Below are 22136 nucleotides of genomic sequence, written 5' to 3'. Positions count from 1 at the left end.
TATTAATAAGTATTTTCAAAATATATATATTTTTTCCGAACTTGTCAACCACTTTTTTAGAATAGTTAAAATTGGCAGGTAACAAAGAAAGCGATTGCATAAAAACGAAAGCGCGTTCATTCTATTTTATTGATTACATCTAGCAATCATCTCCCTTTCCTTACTAATGCATTCCTTCTTTTTATTCCTGCCTAAAACCGAAAAAAGATGTTGAGAAATAGTTTCACAACTTAAGTTGGATGTGAAACTTTCTGAATATATTGTATATTTAACATCAATGACGATTTTTTACAGAGAGGAGATTGAGTATATGAAAAAAGATGAAAATAAGCTACAGACAAGGCATATTTCAATGATTTCAATTGGTGGAATTATTGGCGCTGGTCTATTTGTTGGAAGTGGTAGCGTCATTAACGCAACGGGACCAGGTGCTATTCTTTCTTATGGAATTGCTGGTTTTCTCGTTGTCCTTCTTATGAGAATGCTCGGAGAAATGGCGGTTACAAATCCGGACAGCGGTTCGTTCTCTACCTATGCGAAAGAAGCAATTGGACCTTGGGCAGGGTATACGGTTGGATGGCTTTACTGGTTTTTTTGGGTTATTGTCGTTGCCATTGAAGCTACGGCTGGTGCAGCAATCGTCCATGAATGGGTCCCCGAGCTTCCTATTTGGCTACTGAGTCTTATTTTAACGTTTTTATTAACCCTTTCAAATTTAGTTTCCGTCAAGTCATTTGGTGAATTTGAGTACTGGTTTTCGATGATTAAAATTTTAGCGATCATTGCTTTTATGGGCATTGGGATTGCCATTATTTGTGGGATTTTCCCTAACGTGCCTTCACCAGGAACGTCGAATTTATTTGGGCATGGTGGCTTTACTCCAAACGGTGGTACGTCCGTCTTTATTGGTGTGATAACCGTGGTGTTTTCATACTTCGGAACCGAAATTGCAGCCATTGCAGCCGGCGAAGCCAAATCTCCTCAGAAGTCCCTCTCCATTGCGATTAACAGCGTGATTTGGCGGATTTTACTATTCTATATTGGATCGATTACCGTGCTCGTCACCCTTCTTCCATGGAATCAAGGAAGTTTGCTAAAAAGCCCTTACGTAACGATGCTAAAAATGGCGAACATTCCTGGTGCAGCAGAAATTATGAATGTTGTCATCTTAGTTGCTGTCCTATCCTGTCTAAACTCAGCTCTTTACACCAATTCAAGAATGATTCATTCATTAGCTAAAAAAGGACAAGCTCCTCGTGCTTTCGCAAAAGTAAATAGCCGTGGTGTTCCTATTAGAGCCGTTTGGATTAGCACGATTGCTTCTTACATATGTGCTATTTTTAGCTTCGTGTCACCTGACAAATTGTTTTTATTCTTAATTAATTCTTCCGGTGCAATTGGTTTAATTGTTTATTTAAGCATCGCCATTTCTCACCTACGACTGCGTAAAAACACACCAAAGAAAAACTTGCCAGCCATGAAAATGTGGCTCTTCCCTTACTTAAACTATTTTACGATTGCTGCTATTGCCATCATCTTGATCTCAATGGCTTTCATTGAATCGTTACGTTCTCAAATCTTCTTAACGCTCCTCGTAACAGGACTTGTTATTTTTTCATACTTTTTTGTACGTAGAACGCCTATCAGTACCCAGCACGTTCCCCCATCAACGGTAGGCGAGAAAATAACAGACTAATTGTTTAGGGCAGCTGATGAGCTGCCCTATTAACATGTTTCCACTAGTAAAAACCATTTAGAACAATGCATTCACGTGTTTTCATTCCTCATTGACAACTTTTTTCAATGCCGTTATTATTTTCACTATACCAACCAGACGGTTTAGTTTAGGAGTGAAGCAAGTGTCAAAACGAAATGAGATCTTAAAAGCAGCTTCAGCGGTCATCGCGTCTCAAGGACTATCGAACCTAACGCTTGATGCAGTAGCAAAAGAAGCGGGCGTAAGTAAAGGTGGTCTTCTTTATCATTTTCCAAGCAAGGATGCGCTCATTGAAGGAATGAGTCGTTTTGCTATTGACGAATTTAATCAGGAAGTAGAAAAGGAGCAAGAGCAAACAAAGTCGTTCATTCAAGCGTATGCTCAAGCAACCCTTAACGACCTAGAGCATCCCCAATCGTTAAATTTGGATACGAGCCTGCTAGCTGCCATTGGAAACAATCATGACTTGCTGCATCCGTGGCAGGAGCAATATGAAAAGTGGGATAAGCAAATCCGAAACGGTGGCGAAAACGTGAATTTATCGCTTATTATTCGCTTTGTTTGCGATGGCTTATGGTTTAGCAAAATGTTCGGCCTTCAGCCTATAGAAAAGGAACGCCAAGATCGTATGATGAAATACTTATTTACTTTGCTAGAAAAGGAGTCGAACGTATGATTAGCTATTTTACGCTAGCGCTTGCGATTGTAGCAGAAGTGTTCGGGTCTTCTATGTTAAAAGCATCAAACGGTTTTTCTCGCGTTCTTCCAATCGTAGGCATTGCAGTGGGCTATGCGATTGCTTTTTATTCTCTTTCAATTGCCCTGAAAGGACTGCCACTCGGGATGGTGTATGCCACATGGTCTGGAGTAGGTACGATTTTGACCGTGTTGACGGGGATTTTATTTTTCCAAGAAACGATCAATCGAAAAGGTGCACTTGGCATTTTTATTTTATTAGTTGGTATTACCTTATTAAATTTCACAAAATAAAGGAGCTCACACTATGAAAGGTGCTTTTTATCTTGCACTTGCCATTGTTGCGGAAACATTTGGTTCAACAATGCTAAAGTATTCAAACGGCTTCACCATTCTTTTCCCTTCTATAGGGGTTGCGATCGGATATCTCATCTCATTTATTTCGCTCAGTCTTGCGCTAAAAAGTATTCCTCTTTCGTCTGCCTATGCCACTTGGTCAGGTGTGGGAACAGCGCTTACGGCTATTCTAGGTGTGATTCTGTTTAATGAACATATGAGTCTAATGAAAGTGCTGGCTCTTATGCTTGTGATCGTCGGCATTGTCATTCTGAATACATCGCAGTCAACGGAAAAACAAACATCCATTTAAAACGAAAAAAAACATAGGCATCGCCTATGTTTTTTTAATCGTCGCTATTTAACACACCTAAAATACGAAGCACGTATAAGAATAGGTTAATAAAGTCTAAATATAAGTTAAGTGCTAAAAGTGGAACCGCCTCTTCAGAAATTCCATGTTGTTTCATTTGATTAAAGTCGTATAAGATATATAAACTAAACACTACCGCACCAATCATTGAAAAGATTAGTACACCCGTGCTTGTCATCGGGCTGAACATCGCAATAATACTTCCAACAATTAATGCGAGCACCGCTACTAATAAGAACGAGCCGAGGAATGATAAATCCTTTTTCGTTTTCGTTCCGATAAAACCAAAAACGATAAACGTTCCTGCTGAAATACCAAACGCCGTTAAAACGATGTTAGCACCTGTTTGTGACAAATAATAGCTAATCGTCGGATAAAGCGTAATTCCTGAAATAAACGTAAATACGTAAACAAACGCATAACCAACCATTTTCTTTTTGCGTAGCCAAAAGGCAGCGATTAACATTCCAATTTCTACAACGGCTAACGGTAACATAAGCGCTGGTGGAACGTATTGTCCTACATATAGACCAACTGTTGCAATTAAAAGTGAGATGATAAACGTTACCAACACTTTTTGAAACAGTGAACGACTTTGTACGTGTAAAGCTTCCATAAACATCCTCCTTTTATCAAGTACATCCATGCATAAAAGGTTATCGAAACCTTCTAATCTCTATTATATACATTTATCCCTTAGTTTTACAGAAAGATCATTTCTTCTTAAAAAATCCATTCAATAGCTGTAAGTGCAAGTCCAATCATAAACCCACAAACTGCTCCATTTACACGAATCCACTGAATGTCCTTCCCAATCTTGTTCTCGACCATGTTAATAAGCGTTTCATTATCAAGCTTATCCAAATTTTCTTGGACAAGGGAACCAATTTTTTCATGATTTTCTTCAATGAGGTTCGTAATCTGCTGATGAACCCAGTGCTCCATTTTATTCAGACGTTCTTCGTCCTGCTTAAGCTTTTGTAGCATATTCGCAAGGAATGGAAGAACATACGTGTCTGTATAGGCAGGGTCATGAATGAAACGCAATGCTTTTTCTTTGCCATGATTCAGCATGTCTGTAAGTGCTTGGGTCATATTCATATCCATAACGAATTGGTCCTTCAAAGCGTTTACTTCTGAGATCATAGCATCGTTTGTTTTGGCTTTTTCTAGCTCTTCGCAAACTCGGGTTAAAATAGCGTGACGATTCGGATTATCTTCTTCCTTCATGCTACCAAGAATACTAAGTAATAAGCTTTGTAGAATGCCGCCGAGCTTCTCCTCGTTCAAGAAACTTTGAAAAGATTTTAACGCAAACTGTAAAATACCATCAAGCTTAATATTATCAAGCGCCTCTAACGCAATTCTTCCTAAGCGTAGGCTTGTTTCTTCTTTTCTTCCCCATTCTTCCACACGATCAAGTATATAATCGAGCGCTTTTTGATCATATTCCTTGCGAATGACCTGTTCAATAAGACCTTCAATCACACGCTTCATATCAAACGAGTGAAGCGCTTTTCTCAGTTCTTTTTCAACAAGAGGAACGAGCTTTTCTACCTCAATCTTTTGCACGAACTGCTCACTCACAGAAACAATTCCTTTCCGCAACGACTCGGACGTAATTTGTTTTTCTGCAACGGAGATAAATCGATCAGTAAAACGGATCTTTTGAATTTTATCTTGAATGCTTTCTTTTGATAGCCATTCGTCTTTCACAACGCTCACAATCGCATTGGTCATTTTCTTACGGTTTTTAGGTAGAAGTGCGGTATGTGGAATAGGCAGGCCTAACGGATGACGAAACAAGGCTGTTACCGCAAACCAATCGGCCAAACCACCGACAAGACCTGCTTCAAATCCACCTTGAAGAAGTTGTCCCCACCATGCCCCTTGTAGAGGCATCGTCGCCACAAATCCTGCTCCCATAATGCCTAACGAGATACTAGCAAGATGCTTTGATTCATATTTTTTCTCTGATTTCATTTTGTTCATCCTTTTATTAGGTTAATACGGACCTATTTAAATTTTACCTAAAAAGAGACAACCTCTCAACTTTCGTTGTCTCTTCCATTCTTCTAAAGGGATAGTAGCGGGTGCGGATTATGAACGATAAATTCCCCGTCCACTACATCTACTTTAATATCTTTCATATAACGCCAATCAGCTTGGTTCACTAAAACTGTAATACCACTTATCTCTTCTGTTACATCTCCATCTTGAGGAGAAAGAGCGAGACTAAATGAATACTGATATTGGTTGCAGCATTCGCTCTTAATACGAATACGCAAAAAACCTTCTTCTCCTAGCTCTTGGTGAAGCGCCTGAACATAGTTGGCTGCTCGTTCTGTAACTTTCATCATCTGTCATCTCCCTTACCGTTAAGTATATACAATCACTACCCGATAGAAAAGTATTGTCAATTCAACATTGCTTAGAACTTGTCTCATTTTTTGATTTTTTAGAGAATAACCTATTTACAAATTATGCATATTATAATATAGTGAACTTACTTAATGCTTTTAAAGGAGGAATGTATGATGAAAAACATGTTAACGAATATCTCAACTAATTTCATATCACAGCCCTCTATGGAGAAAAGCATATAAGATCCTTTTAATGACTTGTAATGTTGATGATCCGTAGGCTGTGAGCATAAGCCAACGGTTTTTAATTTATATAGGGGATATTTCCCTATACATGGAGACCGGTGAACCGGTCTCTTTTTTTATCATCTACATTCAATCATTGGAGGAATTAATTTGAATTTAACACAATTAGGCTGGAACGAATCATTTAATCAGGACTTTTTATCGTATCAGAAAGAGGGTTACACAGTAGGTCGTGTAGCGCTTGAACATAAACGAATATACCGCGTGCTTACTGAGCACGGTGAGCTCTTATCTGAAATTACGGGAAAAATGCGTCACGATGCGATCGAACGTGAAGACTTCCCAGCAGTTGGTGACTGGGTTGTGATCAGCCCTCGAGTTACTGAACAAAAAGCATCCATTCACGCGGTTCTACCACGAAAAAGCAAGTTCTCTCGTAAAAGAGCTGGTAACACAACAGAAGAACAAATTGTCGCAGCCAACGTCGATACGATCTTCATCGTAAACGCATTAAACACGGATTTTAATTTACGACGAATTGAGCGGTATTTACTGTTGGCCTGGGAAAGCGGCGCAAACCCTGTCATTATTTTAAGCAAAGCCGATCTTTGCGGTGATGTTATGAGCAAAATTGAAGAAGTCGAAAGTATTGCGATGGGTGTACCCATTCACGCTATTAGCGCTGAATCTGGAACAGGGTTAGACGAACTTGCCACCTACCTTCAAGAAGGTAACACCGTCGCTTTATTAGGCTCATCAGGTGTCGGAAAATCCACTTTAACGAATGCACTTTACGGTGAATACAAACAGGAAGTGAACACGATTCGTGAAGATGATGACAAAGGTCGCCATACGACCACTCATCGAGAATTAGTGCTCTTACCAAGCGGAGGCCTTCTCATTGATACACCAGGAATGAGAGAGCTACAGCTATGGGAAGCAGATGAAGGACTCAGCCATAGTTTTTCAGATATTGAAGAGCTGACGACACAATGTCGTTTTCGGGATTGCAAGCATAAAGGAGAGCCAGGATGTGCCATCAAGCAGCACTTGGACGATGGCTCACTGGACGCTAGTCGTTATCAGAGCTATATGAAGCTTCAAAAAGAACTGGCATTTCTCGCTCGAAAAGAAAATCAGCGTGCTGCTCTTGCTGAAAAAGCGAAATGGAAGAAGCTTGCCGGTGACAGAACAAAATTTAATCGAAAATAAGAAGACCCCCGTGTATTCCCTACACGGGGGCTTTTTTTATATCGTAAGCGGAACCTTCACAATGACCTTAAATAAATCGCCGTCAATTTCAATGTTCATTTCACCACCGTGAAGATCAACAATAGATTGGGCAATCGCTAGACCTAGCCCTGAACCTTCGGTGTTACGCGATGCATCAGCTCGCTTAAAGCGTTCAACGAGCTCTGCGGCATCTTCATTTAATTCATATTTTGCCACATTTTTCACAACAAACTCTGCTACGTCTCCTACCTTTTTCAGTGATACATAGACTCTTGTTCCTTCAAGCGCATACTTACTCGCATTAACAATTAAGTTATCGAGAACCCGCCACCACTTTTGTCCATCAACATACGCAAGTAACGGTTCAGTCGGAGTCGTCACTTTTAGTGACAAGCTTGCCTTCTCCATTTGCTCCTGATGCTCTGCAAGGGCCTGCTGAAGCAATTTTGTTAAATCAATTCGCTGCTTTTGTAATTCCAAATTGCCACTTGCCATTTTAGATACTTCAAATAAATCTTCGATGAGCGTTTTTAAGCGCTGTGATTTTCTGTCCAGAACTTCTACGTAATGATGACGATCTTCTTCCGTAAGATCTGGATTTTTCAATAAATCTGTATACGTAATAATCGACGTCAAAGGTGTGCGCAGATCGTGACTCACATTTGTAATCAGTTCGGTTTTTAAGCGTTCGCTCTTTGCTTGTTCCTTCTTTGATACGTGAATGCCCTCTTTCATCTGATTTAACATTGTTGCCTGCTTCGCAAAAATAGAATTCCCCTTCACTTCTACAGGATCATTTAACGTGCCCGTTGCAATTTGACTTGTTGCAACTATGAGCTTATTTAAATAACGAATGCGGTAAAAAATGATAAATAGTGCAGGGAGACCGATCATGAATACACATATGATGTAGACTAAAGCCATCTCTGGTATCGTGAATACTAGCGATGTTCCGACACCCCACATAAATAGAACAAACAGTATGATCGCCACTTGAAAAGCAATTGGTGAATCTGAAAAAGCTTCACGCAACATTTGAAACGGTTTAACAATTAACAACCTCCATGCGCTCATAAAGGCGCTTGTGTCCCATTCTTCTCTCAGATTCTTTCCTTCTTTTAGTTCCTCTATTAGCCACACCGTTTGCAAGATTCCTAAGTAGATCAGTAACGTCCCTAGTGGTAATAGAAACAGAAGTTCTATAAAAATATTGAAGTTCGTACTCATGCTCACAACTGTGCTACTTGTACCTACCGATACTAGTAGCACTAAAAATATGGTAAAAATCCACAGAGCGAGCTTTATATCAATAGACAACCTACGATATGCCTGATGTAGTATATGATTTTGAAACCACTCTTTGCGAAATTTATAGACAAACAGTAAACATACTAAACTAAGAATTCCGCATGCGATGATCACGTAGAAAGACGTTCGCTGACGTTGAAAATCCTGATAGTTTTGCCATTCAGAAAGCTTCTTTTCTGGAACAATAATGGTTCCTTTGTAAAAAACAGCTGGGTCTATATTCATTTGCTTGAAGCCTTTATCCCATTCGTCACCCATACTACTATTTAAAAGCTGTGTAGTAAGATAGCCTTTATCTTTACTGTACGCTTTCTTATAGGCTGCTTGGTCGTTGATGTTTCCGTACTGAACCGTTTTTCCCGTTTTAATATTGGTCAATTCATAAGAATAAGGATACTCATCATGAAGTCGATTTAGTCGCTGATTTAGATTGCTTATATAGATATCAATTTTCTTTTCTTTTTCCGCGCGGATTTGTGACGCCACGTATTTGTCGTCCATTAAGTCATTTCGAATATCGCCTATTTTGCGTTCCCGCTCACTCATAAGCGCCTGCTTCGTAATCTCGTCTTTGTTTTGAATCGCTCGTTCAATTTCACGATTATACTGTTTCTGAGTTGATTGAATTTCTGCCATAACATCGTGCTGCTCTCGATATTCTTTAATATCTTGAGGCTCAATAACAATGTCTCGTTTTAATTCATCCGCACTCCAATTTGCTAGTTCTACCGGTCCTATTTCACGCGTAAATTCTTCGTAATCAAAATCAAATTGATCACTTTTAAAATAAGACTGTGCATATTCGCTTGGTGAACCATGTAAAACTGAAAAAGATGCAATGATAATACTATTCAAAAGCAAGCACCAGATAAGAGCCCCCCACACCTTATTCTTCATTTTTGATATCCTCCCTAAGTCCATATTTCTATTTTTCCATCTTATATCCGATGCCCCATACCACTTTAATATAGCGCGGCTTTTTTGGGTCCACCTCAATTTTCTCCCGAATTTTCCGAATATGAACAGCTACAATATTATCAGCGTTATACGCCTGCTCTTTCCACACTCGTTCATAAATTTCATCAATGGAAAACACTCTTCCAGGATTGAGCATAAATAGCTCCGTAATCTTGTATTCAATCGGAGTGAAACGAATTGATATACCATCTAGCGCTATTTCCTTTGCTAGTTGATTTAGCGTTAGCCCGTCAATTCGAATTTCTTGCTCATGCTCGTTATATGTACCTAGCTGAATATATCTTCTTAGCTGGGATTTAACCCTTGCCATGAGCTCCATCGGATGAAAAGGCTTTGTCACATAATCATCGGCACCGACGGAAAGACCATGAATTTTATCTGACTCTTCTCCCTTGGCACTAAGCATAATAATGGGCACGTTCCCTTTGGATCGTATTTTAAAGGTTGCGGTAATGCCGTCCATCTTCGGCATCATAATATCCAAAACCATCAGATGAACCTCATGCTGATCGAGCAGTTCAATTGCCTCTAAACCATTGGATGCCTTTAACACATGATAACCTTCGTTTTTTAAGTAAATTTCTATTCCATCCGCTATATCTTGATCATCGTCTGCTACGAGAATAGTAAAGGTCGTCATATCATCACCTCATCTCTTAATAATTGTATTGTATCCATCATTTCTGAATATTTTGGGAGGACAAAAATGAAGAATTTCTTAAGAAATAGTACGTTTTTAGCTTACTAGATGACGATAACAATGCGAAAACGACCACTTTTAAAGCGGTCGTCTTTTATATGTATCGTGTGCATGACCCGTTTAGTTATCGCTCTGTCATGTGGGCAACGGTACCTTTTGCAAAAGGTACCCGTTAAAATAAACGTTCCCAATCTACCAAATTATAACACATGAAAACGAGAGACATCAGGTGAAAATAAAAACCAGTCATCCGAAGAATGACTGGCCTTCATTTTATAATTGAAGCTCTCCCATACGTAGAAGCTCCACAACTGCTTGAGAACGTCCCTTAACGCCAAGCTTTTGCATTGCGTTTGAGATATGATTTCGAACTGTTTTTTCGCTGATAAACAGGTCACTAGCAATTTCCTTCGTTGTTTTATCTTGAACTAGCAGCTCAAATACTTCGCGCTCTCTTTTTGTAAGTAACGGCTTTGGTTGAAAATCTTTCTCCTTCAATGTAACCCTCCTTGCCTGATTCAGAGTTGAACTATTGGATGGGTGTTAATTTAGTCAAGATATAGTATGTAAGAAGGAGTAAAGCGGTTCCTAGAATAATAAAAATCATGCCACTTTCATGACATGATTTTTCCTACTTTCCTAATAATGATTTTTCACCCATAAACAATGTCTTCATTTCCTCTGTCCACGCCACGCCTTTTCCGGTATGACGTGATATTTGGACAACCGTTCCTCTTCCCGTAAAGCCCATACGGCCGTGTTCATCGATTGCCATATAGTGAATATCAACAGAGGAGTTACCGATCGTTTCAGCCTTTACGTATACTTTCAGTTTTTCATCAAAGAAGATTTGCTTCAAGTAGTCGCACTGCAGATCTGCCACAACCGGAATCGTGTCGTGAAGCGGATTCGTCCAGTCACTCATAAACCCTAAATGCTTAAAGTATTCGATGCGCGCTTCCTCAAAATATGCAAATGGTACCGTATTATTTAAGTGGCCAAACATGTCTGTTTCTGAAAAGCGTACCTTCACTTCATGAAAGAAAGTAAAGCCTTTCTTCCACTGTTCTAGATCTGTAATGTATTTTTCTTTTCTCAATACGGTCACTCCTTAAAAATGAATGATTGTTCACTCATTATATTTTAATAGAAAAGCGAAATGCTTTTCCTTTATAGATGGAAGGATGCTCTCTCACAAGAGCATCCTCCTTTCCAAAAAAGAAAATATCTCGCTGTGCTTGGTCCAGTGATACTGAATTAAATTTGGTCACTACCGAAGAAGTTACGGAATGACTGAATGGCTGTATCACGGTTTAATGCTGCAATAGATGTTGTTAATGGAATTCCTTTCGGACATGCTTGCACACAGTTTTGTGAGTTACCACAGTTTGCAAGGCCACCATCATCCATAATAGAGTTTAGGCGCTCATGTTTGTTTAGGGCACCTGTTGGATGCGCGTTGAACAAACGAACTTGTGATAGTGGTGCAGGTCCGATGAAGTTTGATTTACTGTTTACGTTCGGGCATGACTCTAGGCAAACACCGCATGTCATACATTTAGAAAGCTCATATGCCCATTGGCGTTTTTTCTCTGGCATACGTGGTCCAGGGCCTAGATCGTACGTACCGTCAATTGGAATCCATGCTTTTACCTTTTTCAAGGAATCAAACATTCTGCTACGATCTACCTGTAGGTCACGAACGACAGGAAATGTTTTCATTGGCTCTAGACGAATCGGCTGCTCTAGCTGATCGACAAGTGCTGTACAAGACTGACGAGGTCGACCGTTGATAACCATCGAACAAGCACCGCATACTTCCTCTAAGCAGTTCATGTCCCACGTAATAGGCGTCGTGTCTTTACCATCGGCATCAACTGGGTTACGACGAATTTCCATCAGCGCTGAAATAACGTTCATATTCGGACGATACGGAATTTCGAACTTCTCTTCATAAGGAGCAGAAGTTGGAGAATCCTGACGTAAAATCGAAAACTTCACTGTTTTTTGAGCAGTTGCTGTTGTACTCATGGATTAACGAACCCCCTCTTTTTGTCCTTTTGACTCACTTTTTTTTCATCTTTTTTCTTCGTGTAATCACGCTTACGTGGTTTAATCAAGGAAACATCTACTTCTTCATAATGGAAAGCTGGTGCCGTTTTATGACCAGTAAATGTTGCCATTGTTGTTTTTAAGAATTCCTCATCGTTACGATCTGGGAATTCAGGCTTGTAGTGAGCACCGCGGCTTTCATTACGGTTATAAGCTCCAAGCGTCATTACGCGAGCAAGCTGTAGCATGTTTTGAAGCTGTCTTGTAAACGATGCCCCTTGGTTGCTCCATTTTGCCGTATCGTTAATGTTAATACGATCATAGCGCTCGATAAGCTCTTGGATCTTTTCATCTGTTTTTAACAGCTTGTCATTGTAACGAACAACCGTTACGTTATCTGTCATCCACTCGCCAAGCTCTTTATGAAGAACATATGCATTTTCGTTTCCGTTCATAGACATAATGTTGTTCCATTTTTCAAGCTCTTTCTTTTCATGCTGTTCAAATAGGCTACTTGATAACGCATCAGTGCTTGTTTCAAGACCACTAATATATTTTACAGCGTTCGGACCTGCAACCATTCCTCCGTAAATAGCAGAAAGAAGAGAGTTTGCTCCTAAGCGGTTCGCACCGTGCTGAGAATAATCACACTCACCTGCTGCGAATAGTCCTGGGATATTTGTCATTTGATCATAATCAACCCATAATCCACCCATTGAATAGTGAACCGCAGGGAAGATTTTCATTGGTACTTTACGCGGATCATCACCCATGAATTTTTCATAGATTTCAATAATCCCGCCTAGTTTAATATCAAGCTCTTTCGGATCTTTATGAGAAAGATCAAGATATACCATGTTCTCACCGTTAATACCAAGCTTCTGCGCCACACACACGTCAAAGATTTCACGAGTCGCGATGTCACGAGGTACAAGGTTTCCGTAAGCTGGGTATTTTTCTTCTAAGAAGTACCATGGTTTACCGTCTTTGTATGTCCAAATACGTCCACCTTCTCCGCGAGCTGACTCACTCATTAAACGAAGCTTGTCATCTCCTGGAATTGCAGTTGGGTGAATTTGAATGAACTCACCGTTTGCATAATGAACGCCTTGCTGATAAACGATTGCTGCCGCTGAACCTGTGTTAATTACTGAGTTCGTTGATTTTCCGAAGACAATCCCTGGTCCACCTGTTGCCATAATTACAGCATCTGCTGGGAATGATTTCACGTCCATTGTTTTTAAATCTTGTGCGACGATCCCACGACAAACGCGTTCGTCATCAAGAATTGCACCAAGGAACTCCCAGCCTTCGTATTTTGTTACTAATCCGTCTACTTCAAAGCGACGAACCTGCTCATCAAGCGCATATAATAACTGCTGACCAGTCGTTGCACCAGCAAATGCTGTACGGTGATGCTGTGTTCCACCGAAACGACGGAAATCTAGCAGACCTTCTGGCGTACGGTTGAACATAACGCCCATACGGTCTAGTAAGTGAATGATTCCTGGTGCTGCTTCACACATTGCTTTTACAGGAGGTTGGTTTGCTAAGAAATCTCCTCCGTATACCGTGTCATCAAAATGTTCCCAAGGTGAATCGCCTTCACCTTTTGTATTAACCGCTCCGTTAATACCCCCTTGCGCACATACAGAATGTGAGCGTTTTACTGGTACGACTGAAAATAAGTCCACTTGTTGACCAGCTTCTGCTATTTTAATCGTTGCCATTAGACCTGCTAATCCGCCACCGACTACAATAATTTTCCCTTTACCCATGGTAAATCTACTCCTTTACCTGCTAGTTAAAATCACGTGAATGCTAAAATCGCTTGAATTCCTACTACTGCTAACGCTACAAAGATAACCATTGTTACATAAGTAGAGATGCGCTGTGCACGTGGAGTAATTGTAAGACCCCATGTTACACCGAATGACCATAATCCGTTAGCAAAGTGGAATACTGTTGATAAAATTCCGACGATATAAAATGCAACCATTGCTGGATTACTGAAAATGTCAGCCATCATATCAAAGTTAACCTCTGAACCTAACGCTGCTTGCACGCGTGTTTGCCATACGTGCCATGTGACGAAAATTAACGTGATTACACCTGTGATTCGTTGTAGCATAAACATCCAGTTACGGAAGTGACTAAACTTTCCTACATTACTTTTTGCTGTAAAGGCAATGTACAATCCATAAATTGCGTGAAAGTATAAAGGCAAAAAGATAATAACAGTTTCTAAAACATATCGGAATGGTAAATGCTCCATGAATTCTGCTGCTTTGTTAAACGACTCAGCGCCGCCTGTTGCGAAATGGTTTACCACTAAATGTTGTAATAGAAAAAGACCAACCGGAAGAACTCCTAAAAGTGAATGTAATCTGCGTAACTGAAATTCCTTGCTTGTTGCCATAAGTTCAAGCCCCCTTTAGAAAATAGACATAGTTGCAAAGGCACAAAGGCAAAGTAAACGTTTCCCCATCCTTCCTTCTCCTTATGTAAAATACTGTGTTTGTAAACCCTTGCATTTTTTATGAAATTGAAATTAATCTGACAAATTAATTTTACTCCTATAGAAAAAGACCGTCAAGGATTGGAAGGTTAATTGTTATATAAAATATGAATTCTATTACACTAAAAATTTAAATCATTTTCCAAAATCATTATTCTAGCAATACTAATATGTGAATAATTGTGCTAATCTATAATTACGAAAATTTTTTAAGATTTTCCAACCACATAAAAAAAACCTCGTATTAAAACTACTTACAGAAACCTATGGCGAAAGACAATTGTAAATGAAACCAAACGTTAATGTGTCAAATGACGAATCATTGAACTTGCGCTATCACAGCATACCGTTTACGGATTATGATGCTTAGGAAAGAAGGGACAAAACATGAGCAACGTACATACTGAAGAAGAACAGACTATTACTCAACAAAAAGAGCACACCGACACACCACCCATCTCAGATAGTATGAGTGTGCCATACTTTGGTTATCAGCTTATCCGCGATGTACTATTACCTGATCTATTAGGGAAAGATACGGAGCAAATTTTATACTGGGCAGGAAAAAATATTGCTCGTAAGCACCCTATAGAAACACCTGAAGAAATCGTGATGTTTTTTATTCGCACCGGTTGGGGGGCTCTTTCTCTTTTAAAACAAGATAAAAATGAGATGGAGCTTGAAATTTCAGGACCAATGGTCGAAAAACGCTTAAAAGAAAATAAAGGCTGTTCCTTCCATTTAGAAGCAGGCTTCATTGCTCAACAAATTCAGCAGCAAAATCAATGTGTGGCAGAAGCCTATTTGACATTGAAAGAGCGCGCTCATAAAGTAATGATTACAGTAAAATGGGATAAAAAAGATAAGTTATAAAAAAGGAAGTCGCTATGACTTCCTTTTTTCTTCTATTATACTTCCACCGTTTCCTCTACTGATAATTCAAACGCTTCGTGAAGTGCTTCGATCGCTTTAATCATGTCGCCATAGGCTACTACAGTTGACACTTTGATTTCAGATGTACTAACCATTTTTACTTCAATGCTCTGGTTTGCTAATACCTCAAACATCTCTGCTGCAACTCCAGGGTTTGAGAACATTCCAGAACCAACGATTGAAACTTTTGCAAGGTCGTTTTCATGTTCAACGTCCTCATAGCCGATACGATCGGCATAGCGTTCTAATACCTCTAGCGTTTGTTTCACGTCTTCTGTTTTAACTGAGAATGATAGTGCATTTTGCCCAGCAGATGTTATGCTTTGAATAATAATATCAACATTGATGTGATAGTTTGCAAGTGTTGTAAAAATTGTCGAAAGTGTCGTTAAACTATTTTTAACTCCCGCTACCGTAATGCGAGAAATATTGTCTTCAAATGCAATCCCTCTAACAACTAAGTTTTGTTCCATTGATGCTTCCTCCTCAACAATCGTTCCGTTTTCTAATTCTAAGCTTGAACGAACCTCTAATGGCAAATGATAGTTCTTCGCAAATTCTACCGCTCGGGGATGAAGAACCCCAGCTCCAAGATTAGCGAGTTCCAGCATTTCATCATACGAAATAGATTTCAGCTTACGTGCTGCTTTTACATAACGAGGGTCTGTTGTATATACGCCCGTTACGTCTGTGTAAATGTCGCATTTTTGTGCTCCTAAAGCCGCCGCTAGCGCAACAGCCGTTGTGTCCGATCCTCCACGCCCAAGCGTCGTGATGTTTCCTTCCGGTGAAAGCCCTTGAAAGCCTGCCACAACGACAATGTTTCCTTTTTCAAGTTGACTGTGGATATTGGCCGTTTTAATATCTGTGATTCGTGCATTGCCGTGCACGCTTTCTGTTTCAATTCCTGCCTGCCAACCTGTATAGGAAACCGCATCATACCCTTTTTGCTGCAGAGCCATTGTAAGCAGGGAAATCGTAATTTGCTCCCCCGTTGTCAGCAACATATCCATTTCTCGTTTGCTAGGCTTTTCGTTTAGTTCCGTCGCTAAACGTACTAATTCATCGGTGGTTTTCCCCATTGCTGAAACGACCACAACGACCTGATTTCCGTTTTCTACTTCCTGCGTCACTCGATTTGCAACATTCTGAATCCGATCGACTGAACCTACTGATGTTCCACCAAATTTTTGAACGATAATTGCCATTTTCTTTCATCCTCTTCATCTAGATTTACTCTTTCATTCCCTAGCAGTTGCGTGAAGAAAAGCTGTATCTGGAGCTAAAAAACAACAAAAAAAGCAATGAGACTATCTCTCATTGCTTGCTGTGCATCATATAGTAAACATTCGTCATATATGCTCGCTTGCGTGAGATAGCTCTCCAAGACTGCTAAGAATCTTGACAGTCCTACGTTTATTCAACGCAAAACCAGCGAAAATTGATATGAGTTCCTTTTCACTTCGGCGGCCTTTCCTTTCAATCACCTTCCTCGGAGCTCATACTCCTCTAGTGACCTACTGATAAAATCCGCACCTCTATCATCACTTCAACGGATTGAAGTGTTGTATGAAATTAGTTATAAGGCTAACAGAAAAATGAAAAACTTGCAAGATTAATCTTTTAATTTTTCAAAAAGAAGCTCGGCCACATTTCGTGGAAGCTGTGCTTCTTGAAGCTCTTCTATAGTCGCTTCTTTCATTTTTTTTACTGAACCAAAATGCTTTAATAAGGCTTTTTTTCGTTTCTCTCCAACACCAGGAATGTCATCCAAAATAGACTGAAAGGAGCTTTTGGAGCGAACTTGTCGGTGAAACGTAATCGCAAATCGATGAACTTCATCTTGAATACGTTGAAGTAGGTAAAACTCTTGACTATTCCTTTCTAAAGCAATCATCTCAACGGGATCTCCGATAATTAAGTTAGCGGTTCTGTGCTTATCATCTTTTACGAGACCCGCCGTAGGAATAGATAAACCTAGCTCATTTTCTAACACATCTTGAACAACTGCGAGCTGTCCTTTCCCTCCATCAACAATAATTAAATCAGGCAAAGGTAGCCCTTCTCTTAGTACTCTAGAGTAGCGCCTTCTCGCGACCTCTCTCATTGAGCCATAATCATCGGGACCTTCCACCGTTTTAATTTTGTACTTTCTGTATTCCTTCTTTTCTGGCTTTCCATCCACAAACACGATCATTGCTGAGACCGGATCTGTTCCTTGAATATTTGAATTATCGAAGGCTTCAATTCGGTATGGTGCTGCAATATTTAGTTTCTCACCTAATCGATCGACCGCCTTAACCGTACGCTCTTCATCTCGTTCAATCAAAAAGAATTTCTCAGTAAGCGCAATCTTCGCATTTTTACATGCTAGATCGACTAATTGCTTTTTCTTCCCTTTTTGTGGCTGATCTACCTCCACCTCTAACAAACGATGAACAAGCTCCGCATCTATCTGGTTCGGAACATACACTTCTTTAGGCTTAAAGTGATTTGGTTGTTCATAAAATTGGCCAATGAATGTCAAAAAGTCCTCTTCTGGTTCATTATAAAAAGGAAACATGGAAACCTCTCGTTCGATCAACTTCCCTTGTCTAACAAAAAACACCTGGACACACATCCACCCTTTATCATAGGAATAGCCAAATACATCACGATCAACAAAATCATTAAACGTTACTTTCTGTTTTTCAATGGTTGCCTCAATATGTGCAATTTGATCTCGATACTCTTTCGCACGTTCGAAATCTAGCTCTTCGGATGCTTTGAGCATTTTTTCCGTCAGCTCTTCTTTTACCGTTTGATGACCACCATTTAAGAAGCGGGCAATGTCATCGATCATTTGCTTGTTTTGTCCCGCTGTTACCTCAAACTGACAAGGTCCTAAACATTGACCAATATGATAATACAGACACACACGATCCGGCATCGTCGAACATTTACGAAGTGGAAAAATGCGATCTAATAATTTCTTTGTTTCATTTGCCGCTTGGGCATTTGGATAGGGACCAAAGTACTTGGCTTTATCTTTTTTTACCTTCCGCGTAATAAATAAGCGAGGATGGCGCTCGTTTGTGATTTTAATAAATGGATATCCCTTATCATCTTTTAGACGCACGTTGTATTTCGGATCATGCTTTTTAATTAAATTCATTTCCAAAATGAGCGCTTCGAGATCGGAAGAGGTAACGATATATTCAAAATCAACAATTTCACTTACGAGACGCTGGGTTTTTCCATCATGCGACCCGATAAAGTAAGAGCGAACTCGATTTTTCAACACCTTCGCCTTGCCCACATAAATGATCGTTCCATTTCGGTCTTTCATCAAATAGCAGCCCGGCTGATCAGGTAAAATGGCTAACTTCTCCTTCAGCTGATTCGACATTTCCATCACCTCTCTCTGAATATCATGAACTATAATGAATGTTTTTAACAAAACCGTATATATGTTCTATAGACTTTCATCATAGCATAACTACGCGTAAAAAATGAACATTCCGCTTGTTTTGTTGCACACAAAAAAAGACATCCTCCTAAGAGAATGTCTTTTGACATTTGCTTATTAAACGTGTTTAGAAATAACTTCTACAAGCGCTTCTTTTGGTTGGAAACCAACTACTTTGTCTACTACTTCTCCATCTTTGAAAAGAAGTAAAGTTGGGATGCTCATTACGCCGAATTTGCTTGCAGTTTCTTGGTTTTCGTCTACGTCGATTTTCGCGATTTTTACTTTGTCGCTCATTTCTCCGTCGATTTCTTCAAGAACTGGAGCGATCATTTTACAAGGTCCGCACCATGGTGCCCAGAAGTCTACTAGTACTAAGCCGTTTTCAGTTTCTGTATTAAAAGTTTGGTCAGTTGCGTGTACAATTGCCATATGAATTCCTCCTATAAACAGTCATTTATCAAATTATATTCACAGTATAGCATCTTGCTATAGGTAATGCTATTTATTTGATTCGCTTGTAATGTGTGCTGAGAACGCTTATTTTATGCAGAAAAGCGGGCAAATGTTACCTGCCCGCTTTTCCATATAAATCAAGAATGAACGTTCAATTTTTTAAATTCTTCTGTTAGCATTGGAATGACTTCGAATAGATCTCCAACGATCCCATAGTCAGCTACTTTAAAGATGTTTGCTTCTGGGTCTTTGTTGATTGCAACGATTACTTTTGAGTTGGACATACCAGCTAAATGCTGAATAGCTCCTGAAATACCGCAAGCGATGTAAAGGTCTGGTGTTACCACTTTTCCTGTTTGCCCAATTTGTAGTGAGTAGTCACAGTAGTCTGCGTCACATGCACCACGTGATGCTCCAACCGCACCACCAAGTACGTCTGCTAGTTCTTGTAGAGGCTTAAAGCCATCTTCACTCTTCACTCCACGTCCACCGGCAATAATGACTTTTGCTTCTGATAAGTCAACGCCTTGTGTAGCTTTGCGAACAACGTCTTTGACGATCGTACGAAGATCTTTAATTTCGACGCTCACGCTTGTTACATCACCTGAGCGAGACTCGTCTTTTGCAAGTGGTGCAATGTTATTTGGACGAATCGTAGCAAAGATGACGCCGTCTGTTACGATTTTCTTTTCAAACGCTTTACCAGAATAGATTGGGCGAGTGAAAACTAAGTTTCCGCCTGCTTCTTCAAGAGAAGTTGCATCTGAAATTAACCCACTGCCTAAGCGCGCCGCTAATTTTGGTGATAGGTCTTTTCCAAGCGCCGTATGACCAAATACAATTCCTTCTGGTTTTTCTTGCTCAATAACTGCTAATAGCGCCTGTGAATAACCATCTGGTGTGTAAGCTGCTAATTTTGCATCTTCTACCGTTACGACACGATCTGCACCGTAGTGAATAAGCTCTTGCCCAAAGCTTTGAACAGCTTCTCCTGCTAATACCGCTACAACTTCTCCGCCTTCTGCTACTGTTTTACCAGCTGCAATCGCTTCAAATGATACGTTACGTAATGCTCCATCACGAACTTCCCCTAGTACTAATACTTTTCTTGCCATTTTTCATACCCCCGTGTTTAGCGTATTAAGTAAGACTGATTAAATCACTTTTGCTTCTGTATGCAGTAAGTTCACTAACTCTTTTACTTGATCCCCTAGATCTCCTGATAAAACTTTTCCTGCTTCTTTTTTAGCTGGTAAAAAGATTTCAAGCGTCTTTGTTTTTGCTTCTACGTCATCTTCTTCTAAATCAAGATCATCAAGCTCTAGCTCTTCAAGAGGCTTTTTCTTCGCCTTCATAATTCCCGGTAAAGATGGGTAGCGCGGCTCGTTTAACCCTTGTTGTGCTGTAATTAAAAGAGGTAGCGTTGTTTCGATTGTCTCAGAATCACCTTCAACGTCACGTACAACCTTTACATCTTTGCCGTTAATTTCAAGACCTGTGATTGTTGTTACATAAGGAATTTCTAACAGCTCAGCAACGCGTGGACCTACTTGGCCTGATCCTCCGTCGATCGCTACATTCCCTGTTAAGATTAGGTCTAGATTTTTGTCTTTTAAAAATTCTGCGATAATTTTAGCGGAAGTGAATTGATCTCCATCTTCAAGATCATCCTCAGTGTTGATCAAAACGGCTTTGTCACAGCCCATTGCAAGCGCTGTGCGAAGTTCTTTTTCAGACTCTTCGCCGCCGACTGTTACAACCGTAATTTCTCCACCTTCAGCATCGCGGACTTGAATTGCCTCTTCAATTGCATACTCATCGTATGGATTGATGATAAATTCAGCACCGTCTTCAGCAATTCTTCCGTTGCTTAACGCAATTTTTTCTTCTGTATCAAATGTTCTTTTTAATAATACGAAAATATTCATGTATACCCCTCCGTTATTAAATATCACCCATCAAAAATGCTGGTTATTCCCCTGTAAACTTCGGTGCTCGTTTTTCAACGAACGCAGCAATACCTTCTTTTGCATCTTGTGATCCAAACACCTGTCCAAATAGCTCCGCTTCTTTTTCTACCCCTTCGTAATAAGAAGCTGGTTTGCTATGTTGAAGCAATTGTAGCGCATATTTCACAGAGATTGGACTTTTCAGCGCTATTTTCGCAGCCAATTTTGTAGCTTCGTCCATTAAAGATTCGTCTGGATATGCGTAATTCGCAAGTCCAAGCTGTGCAGCCTCTACCCCTGAAATTGGCTCACTTGTCAGCATCATTTGTGCTGCTCTCCCTGTGCCAACGTATCGAGGTAGACGCTGTGTACCCGCGAATCCAGGAATAATTCCTAGCTGTAACTCTGGCAAACCGAGCTTCGCCTTTTCACTTACAAGGCGAATGTGACAACTCATTGCAAGTTCCAATCCTCCACCAAGAGCAGCACCATGAATAGCTGCTATAACAGGTTTCGGATACGTTTCAATGTACTCCATTAATTCTTGGCCAAATTTCGCTAACTGTGCATAATCATCTGCGCTTTCAAGCGTAGTAAATTCTTTAATATCTGCACCAGCACAGAAAAATCTTCCTTCTCCGTGTAGGAGAACAACTCGTGTATTAGAATCGTTTTCCGCCTCACGAAGCACGGATGAAAGCTCTTTCAAAACTGCTTGTGACAAAGCATTAGCAGGCTGATGATTAATCGTAATGACTTTGACAAAATCATTTGTAGCTACCTTTAAAAATTCCACTTTATGCACCTCTTTTCTTGCTATTGTAAGGCAC

At 40.0% G+C, this 22136-nt stretch carries 22 protein-coding genes and 1 riboswitch; of the genes, 6 read left to right on the top strand and 16 right to left on the bottom strand.

Annotation, left to right across the window (positions count from 1 at the left end; genetic code table 11):
* Positions 1-310 precede the first annotated feature (310 nt).
* From AMD01_RS08280 to AMD01_RS08265, 4 genes are all read left to right on the top strand, one after another.
* On the top strand, positions 311-1696 hold the full coding sequence (locus tag AMD01_RS08280; RefSeq protein WP_053400917.1) for an amino acid permease: 1386 nt from the start codon (positions 311-313) through the stop codon (positions 1694-1696).
* A gap of 163 nt (positions 1697-1859) precedes the next feature.
* Complete coding sequence (locus AMD01_RS08275) at positions 1860-2393, top strand: TetR/AcrR family transcriptional regulator (protein ID WP_053400916.1); 534 nt, start codon at positions 1860-1862, stop codon at positions 2391-2393.
* The gene (locus tag AMD01_RS08270; protein ID WP_053400915.1) at positions 2390-2707 is read left to right on the top strand and encodes a DMT family transporter; all 318 of its coding nucleotides are present in this window, start codon (positions 2390-2392) and stop codon (positions 2705-2707) included. The genes AMD01_RS08275 and AMD01_RS08270 overlap by 4 nt, the downstream gene beginning before the upstream one ends.
* A gap of 13 nt (positions 2708-2720) precedes the next feature.
* Positions 2721-3062 (top strand): DMT family transporter, encoded by a 342-nt coding sequence (locus AMD01_RS08265; RefSeq protein ID WP_053400914.1) that lies wholly within the window; start codon positions 2721-2723, stop codon positions 3060-3062.
* A gap of 34 nt (positions 3063-3096) precedes the next feature.
* On the opposite strand, the gene AMD01_RS08260 is transcribed toward AMD01_RS08265, so the two are convergent.
* From AMD01_RS08260 to AMD01_RS08250, 3 genes are all read right to left on the bottom strand, one after another.
* Positions 3097-3738, bottom strand: a complete 642-nt coding sequence (locus tag AMD01_RS08260; RefSeq protein WP_053400913.1) for a Bax inhibitor-1/YccA family protein — start codon at positions 3736-3738, stop codon at positions 3097-3099.
* A gap of 107 nt (positions 3739-3845) precedes the next feature.
* Positions 3846-5105 carry a DUF445 domain-containing protein gene (locus AMD01_RS08255; RefSeq protein WP_342666971.1) on the bottom strand — a complete coding sequence of 420 codons (1260 nt, stop codon included), beginning with the start codon at positions 5103-5105 and terminating at the stop codon, positions 3846-3848.
* 92 nt (positions 5106-5197) lie between these two features.
* Positions 5198-5482 (bottom strand): HesB/IscA family protein, encoded by a 285-nt coding sequence (locus AMD01_RS08250; protein WP_053400911.1) that lies wholly within the window; start codon positions 5480-5482, stop codon positions 5198-5200.
* A 399-nt stretch (positions 5483-5881) separates the two neighbouring features.
* Between AMD01_RS08250 and rsgA the strand changes: the two genes are divergently transcribed.
* Positions 5882-6943 (top strand): ribosome small subunit-dependent GTPase A, encoded by a 1062-nt coding sequence (gene rsgA / locus AMD01_RS08245; RefSeq protein ID WP_053400910.1) that lies wholly within the window; start codon positions 5882-5884, stop codon positions 6941-6943.
* Between the two features lie 36 nt (positions 6944-6979).
* On the opposite strand, the gene AMD01_RS08240 is transcribed toward rsgA, so the two are convergent.
* The 7 genes from AMD01_RS08240 to AMD01_RS08210 all read right to left on the bottom strand — a co-directional run bounded on the left by AMD01_RS08240 (position 6980) and on the right by AMD01_RS08210 (position 14421).
* Complete coding sequence (locus tag AMD01_RS08240) at positions 6980-9169, bottom strand: sensor histidine kinase (RefSeq protein ID WP_053400909.1); 2190 nt, start codon at positions 9167-9169, stop codon at positions 6980-6982.
* A gap of 28 nt (positions 9170-9197) precedes the next feature.
* Positions 9198-9890 carry a response regulator transcription factor gene (locus AMD01_RS08235; RefSeq protein WP_053400908.1) on the bottom strand — a complete coding sequence of 231 codons (693 nt, stop codon included), beginning with the start codon at positions 9888-9890 and terminating at the stop codon, positions 9198-9200.
* Between the two features lie 333 nt (positions 9891-10223).
* Entirely contained in the window at positions 10224-10448 is a 225-nt protein-coding gene (gene gerE, locus AMD01_RS08230; protein WP_053400907.1) for a spore germination transcription factor GerE, read from the bottom strand.
* 133 nt (positions 10449-10581) lie between these two features.
* A complete protein-coding gene (locus AMD01_RS08225) occupies positions 10582-11049 on the bottom strand; it encodes an acyl-CoA thioesterase (RefSeq protein ID WP_053400906.1) in 468 nt (155 codons plus the stop codon).
* A 158-nt stretch (positions 11050-11207) separates the two neighbouring features.
* On the bottom strand, positions 11208-11981 hold the full coding sequence (gene sdhB / locus AMD01_RS08220; protein ID WP_053400905.1) for a succinate dehydrogenase iron-sulfur subunit: 774 nt from the start codon (positions 11979-11981) through the stop codon (positions 11208-11210).
* Positions 11978-13780 (bottom strand): succinate dehydrogenase flavoprotein subunit, encoded by a 1803-nt coding sequence (gene sdhA / locus AMD01_RS08215; protein ID WP_053400904.1) that lies wholly within the window; start codon positions 13778-13780, stop codon positions 11978-11980. Before sdhA ends, sdhB begins: the two co-directional genes overlap by 4 nt.
* Positions 13781-13812: 32 nt before the next feature.
* Positions 13813-14421 carry a succinate dehydrogenase cytochrome b558 subunit gene (locus AMD01_RS08210; RefSeq protein WP_053400903.1) on the bottom strand — a complete coding sequence of 203 codons (609 nt, stop codon included), beginning with the start codon at positions 14419-14421 and terminating at the stop codon, positions 13813-13815.
* 486 nt (positions 14422-14907) lie between these two features.
* Between AMD01_RS08210 and AMD01_RS08205 the strand changes: the two genes are divergently transcribed.
* Positions 14908-15393, top strand: a complete 486-nt coding sequence (locus AMD01_RS08205) for a YslB family protein (protein ID WP_053400902.1) — start codon at positions 14908-14910, stop codon at positions 15391-15393.
* Between the two features lie 35 nt (positions 15394-15428).
* On the opposite strand, the gene AMD01_RS08200 is transcribed toward AMD01_RS08205, so the two are convergent.
* The 6 genes from AMD01_RS08200 to AMD01_RS08175 all read right to left on the bottom strand — a co-directional run bounded on the left by AMD01_RS08200 (position 15429) and on the right by AMD01_RS08175 (position 22102).
* The gene (locus tag AMD01_RS08200; protein ID WP_053400901.1) at positions 15429-16661 is read right to left on the bottom strand and encodes an aspartate kinase; all 1233 of its coding nucleotides are present in this window, start codon (positions 16659-16661) and stop codon (positions 15429-15431) included.
* Positions 16662-16821: 160 nt separating this feature from the next.
* Positions 16822-17002: riboswitch (Lysine riboswitch) on the bottom strand.
* 66 nt (positions 17003-17068) lie between these two features.
* Entirely contained in the window at positions 17069-18841 is a 1773-nt protein-coding gene (uvrC, locus tag AMD01_RS08195; RefSeq protein ID WP_053400900.1) for an excinuclease ABC subunit UvrC, read from the bottom strand.
* 177 nt (positions 18842-19018) lie between these two features.
* Positions 19019-19333, bottom strand: coding sequence for a thioredoxin (gene trxA / locus AMD01_RS08190; protein ID WP_053400899.1), 315 nt, complete (start codon positions 19331-19333; stop codon positions 19019-19021).
* Between the two features lie 161 nt (positions 19334-19494).
* Positions 19495-20472 carry an electron transfer flavoprotein subunit alpha/FixB family protein gene (locus AMD01_RS08185; RefSeq protein WP_053400898.1) on the bottom strand — a complete coding sequence of 326 codons (978 nt, stop codon included), beginning with the start codon at positions 20470-20472 and terminating at the stop codon, positions 19495-19497.
* Between the two features lie 39 nt (positions 20473-20511).
* Entirely contained in the window at positions 20512-21285 is a 774-nt protein-coding gene (locus AMD01_RS08180) for an electron transfer flavoprotein subunit beta/FixA family protein (protein ID WP_053400897.1), read from the bottom strand.
* Positions 21286-21328: 43 nt separating this feature from the next.
* A complete protein-coding gene (locus AMD01_RS08175) occupies positions 21329-22102 on the bottom strand; it encodes an enoyl-CoA hydratase (RefSeq protein WP_053400896.1) in 774 nt (257 codons plus the stop codon).
* Positions 22103-22136: the final 34 nt, after the last annotated feature.

It is taken from the genome of Priestia koreensis, assembly GCF_001274935.1.
Classification (GTDB): Bacteria; Bacillota; Bacilli; order Bacillales; family Bacillaceae_H; genus Bacillus_AG; species Bacillus_AG koreensis.
The sequence above is the reverse complement of the archived record's forward strand: the minus strand, read 5'-3'. Positions and strand labels throughout refer to the sequence as shown.

Coding starts and splice junctions, on each gene's coding strand:
- AMD01_RS08280 (WP_053400917.1), top strand. CDS start 311: ATGAAAAAAGATGAAAATAAGCTACAGACAAGGCATATTTCAATGATT.
- AMD01_RS08270 (WP_053400915.1), top strand. CDS start 2,390: ATGATTAGCTATTTTACGCTAGCGCTTGCGATTGTAGCAGAAGTGTTC.
- AMD01_RS08265 (WP_053400914.1), top strand. CDS start 2,721: ATGAAAGGTGCTTTTTATCTTGCACTTGCCATTGTTGCGGAAACATTT.
- AMD01_RS08260 (WP_053400913.1), bottom strand. CDS start 3,738: ATGGAAGCTTTACACGTACAAAGTCGTTCACTGTTTCAAAAAGTGTTG.
- AMD01_RS08255 (WP_342666971.1), bottom strand. CDS start 5,105: ATGAAATCAGAGAAAAAATATGAATCAAAGCATCTTGCTAGTATCTCG.
- AMD01_RS08250 (WP_053400911.1), bottom strand. CDS start 5,482: ATGATGAAAGTTACAGAACGAGCAGCCAACTATGTTCAGGCGCTTCAC.
- AMD01_RS08240 (WP_053400909.1), bottom strand. CDS start 9,169: ATGAAGAATAAGGTGTGGGGGGCTCTTATCTGGTGCTTGCTTTTGAAT.
- AMD01_RS08235 (WP_053400908.1), bottom strand. CDS start 9,890: ATGACGACCTTTACTATTCTCGTAGCAGACGATGATCAAGATATAGCG.
- sdhB (WP_053400905.1), bottom strand. CDS start 11,981: ATGAGTACAACAGCAACTGCTCAAAAAACAGTGAAGTTTTCGATTTTA.
- sdhA (WP_053400904.1), bottom strand. CDS start 13,780: ATGGGTAAAGGGAAAATTATTGTAGTCGGTGGCGGATTAGCAGGTCTA.
- AMD01_RS08210 (WP_053400903.1), bottom strand. CDS start 14,421: ATGGCAACAAGCAAGGAATTTCAGTTACGCAGATTACATTCACTTTTA.
- AMD01_RS08205 (WP_053400902.1), top strand. CDS start 14,908: ATGAGCAACGTACATACTGAAGAAGAACAGACTATTACTCAACAAAAA.
- AMD01_RS08200 (WP_053400901.1), bottom strand. CDS start 16,661: ATGGCAATTATCGTTCAAAAATTTGGTGGAACATCAGTAGGTTCAGTC.
- uvrC (WP_053400900.1), bottom strand. CDS start 18,841: ATGTCGAATCAGCTGAAGGAGAAGTTAGCCATTTTACCTGATCAGCCG.
- trxA (WP_053400899.1), bottom strand. CDS start 19,333: ATGGCAATTGTACACGCAACTGACCAAACTTTTAATACAGAAACTGAA.
- AMD01_RS08185 (WP_053400898.1), bottom strand. CDS start 20,472: ATGGCAAGAAAAGTATTAGTACTAGGGGAAGTTCGTGATGGAGCATTA.
- AMD01_RS08180 (WP_053400897.1), bottom strand. CDS start 21,285: ATGAATATTTTCGTATTATTAAAAAGAACATTTGATACAGAAGAAAAA.